The organism is Amycolatopsis anabasis, assembly GCF_009765355.1.
Taxonomy (GTDB): Bacteria; Actinomycetota; Actinomycetes; order Mycobacteriales; family Pseudonocardiaceae; genus Amycolatopsis; species Amycolatopsis anabasis.
Map to the genome: position 1 here is coordinate 1 of NZ_VTHK01000145.1, position 2,195 is coordinate 2,195.

2 protein-coding genes are annotated in these 2,195 nt (G+C 71.3%); both read right to left on the reverse strand.

Annotated features, from left to right (window positions below; genetic code table 11):
• A partial coding sequence (locus FXO23_RS50375; protein WP_158896301.1) for a type I polyketide synthase occupies positions 1–1,874 on the reverse strand: 1,874 nt, incomplete at its 3' end.
• A 1-nt stretch (position 1,875) separates the two neighbouring features.
• Positions 1,876–2,195: acyl carrier protein (locus FXO23_RS50380; RefSeq protein WP_158896303.1), on the reverse strand; the 320-nt coding region annotated here is incomplete at its 5' end.

Genomic DNA, 2,195 nt, shown 5'->3' on the forward strand with positions numbered 1-2,195 from the left:
ACCCCGAACGACTCGAACAACCGGAACAACGCCACCTCGACCGCGAACAACCCCGCCTGGGCGAATTCCGTGGCGTTGAGCAAGTCTTCGTCCTCGCCCCACAGAACCGTCCGCAGCGGTCGCGAGAGCCGCTCGTCCAACTCGGCGCACACCGCGTCGAACGCCTCCGCGAACACCGGGAACGCCTCGTGCAACCCGCGCCCCATACCGAGCCGCTGGGCGCCCTGACCGGAGAACAGGAAACCGACCAGCCCTTCGGCGGCCACTCCCCGGGTGAGCCCGGCCGCCGATTCGCCTTGGGTGAGGGCGGCCAGCCCGCCGCGCAGGGCTTCCCGGTCGGCGCCGGTGATCACCGCGCGGTGTTCGAAGGAGGCCCGGGTGGTCGCCAGCGAGAACGCGACATCCAGCGGCGAGGTGTCACCGTCCACTCGGGACAGCAGCCGGTCGGCCTGCGCCCGCAGCGCTTGTTCGGTGCGGGCGGACAGCACCCAGGGCAGCACGGGCGGCGCCTGCCCGGCCTCGACCTCCGCCACCGGCTCCGGAGCCTGCTCCACCACGACATGCGCGTTCGTACCGCTGATCCCGAACGACGACACCGCGGCGCGGCGCGGCCGATCCTCGTCCGTGGCCCACGGCCGGGCCTCGGTCAGCAGTTCGACCGCACCGGCCGACCACTCCACCTGGGTGGACGGCTGATCCACGTGCAGGGTCTTCGGCAGCACGCCGTGCCGCATCGCCTCGACCATCTTGATCACCCCGGCCACCCCCGCCGCCGCCTGGGTGTGCCCGATGTTCGACTTGATCGACCCCAGCCACAACGGGTTCTCCCGATCCTGGCCGTAGGTCGCCAACAGGGCCTGCGCCTCGATCGGATCGCCCAGCTTGGTGCCGGTGCCGTGCGCCTCCACAACGTCCACATCGGACGGTGACAGACCCGCACTGGACAACGCCGCCCGGATCACCCGGCGCTGCGAAGGACCATTCGGCGCCGTCAAACCGTTCGAAGCACCGTCCTGGTTGACCGCCGACCCGCGGATCACCGCGAGCACGGGATGCCCGAGGCGCTGGGCGTCGGACAGCCGCTCCACGGCGAGGAGTCCGGCGCCCTCGGCGAAACCGGTGCCGTCCGCGGCCGCGGCGAACGCCTTGCACCGCCCGTCCGGCGCGAGGCCGCCCTGCCGCCCGAATTCGGCGAACACACCGGGGGTGGCCATCACGGTGACCCCGCCGGTGAGCGCCAGCGAACATTCCCCCTGCCGCAGGGCCTGCACGGCGAGGTGCAACGCGGTCAGCGAGGAGGAGCACGCGGTGTCCACGGTGACCGCGGGGCCTTCCAGGCCGAGCTTGTAGGCGACCCGGCCGGACACGACGCTGCCGTTGCCGTCGCTTCCGGCGTAGTCGTGGTACATGACCCCGGCGAACACGCCGGTCTGGCTTCCCCGCAGCGAACCGGGGTCGATCCCGGCTCGTTCCAGGGCTTCCCACGACATCTCCAGCATCAACCGCTGCTGCGGGTCCATCGAGAGGGCCTCGCGCGGGGAGATCCCGAAGAACCCGGGGTCGAAGTCCGCCGCGTCGCGCAGGAACCCGCCACCGGTCGTGTACGGGGTGCCCGCGGACTCCGGCGCCCGCAGCGACGACAGGTCCCAGCCGCGATCGGCCGGGAACCCGGAAATCGCGTCCGCGCCGGAATCCACCAGCCGCCACAGGTCCTCGGGCGAGGTGACGCCGCCGGGGTACCGGCAGGCCATGCCCACGATCGCGATCGGCTCCCGCAGTGCCGCGGACAGCTTCCGGTTCTGCGTGCGCAGCCGCTCGGCCTCCTTGAGCGAGTTGCGCAGCGCGGTGACCAGTTTCTCGTCGGGATTGGCCATGTCAGTCTCCCGCTCCCCCGTCGTTGAGGTCCCCGCCGCCCATCGCGAGATCGATCAGGGCGTCGGTGTCCATCGCGTCGATCGAGTCGTGCCCGTTCCCGTTCTCCTGGGGTGTCCGGAGACCGGCGAGTTCGAGCAGGCTGTCCATCAGGCCCGCGTCCCGCAGCCGGTCGATCGGAATCGCCTGGAGGGCTCGGCGGATCTGATCGTCGCTGGGGTCGTGGCCGTTGGTTTCCGGCTCCGCCGGGGCCAGTTCGCCCATGATGTGGTCGGTGATGGCCTGGGAGTTCGGGTAGTCGAACACCAGCGTCGCCGGCAACC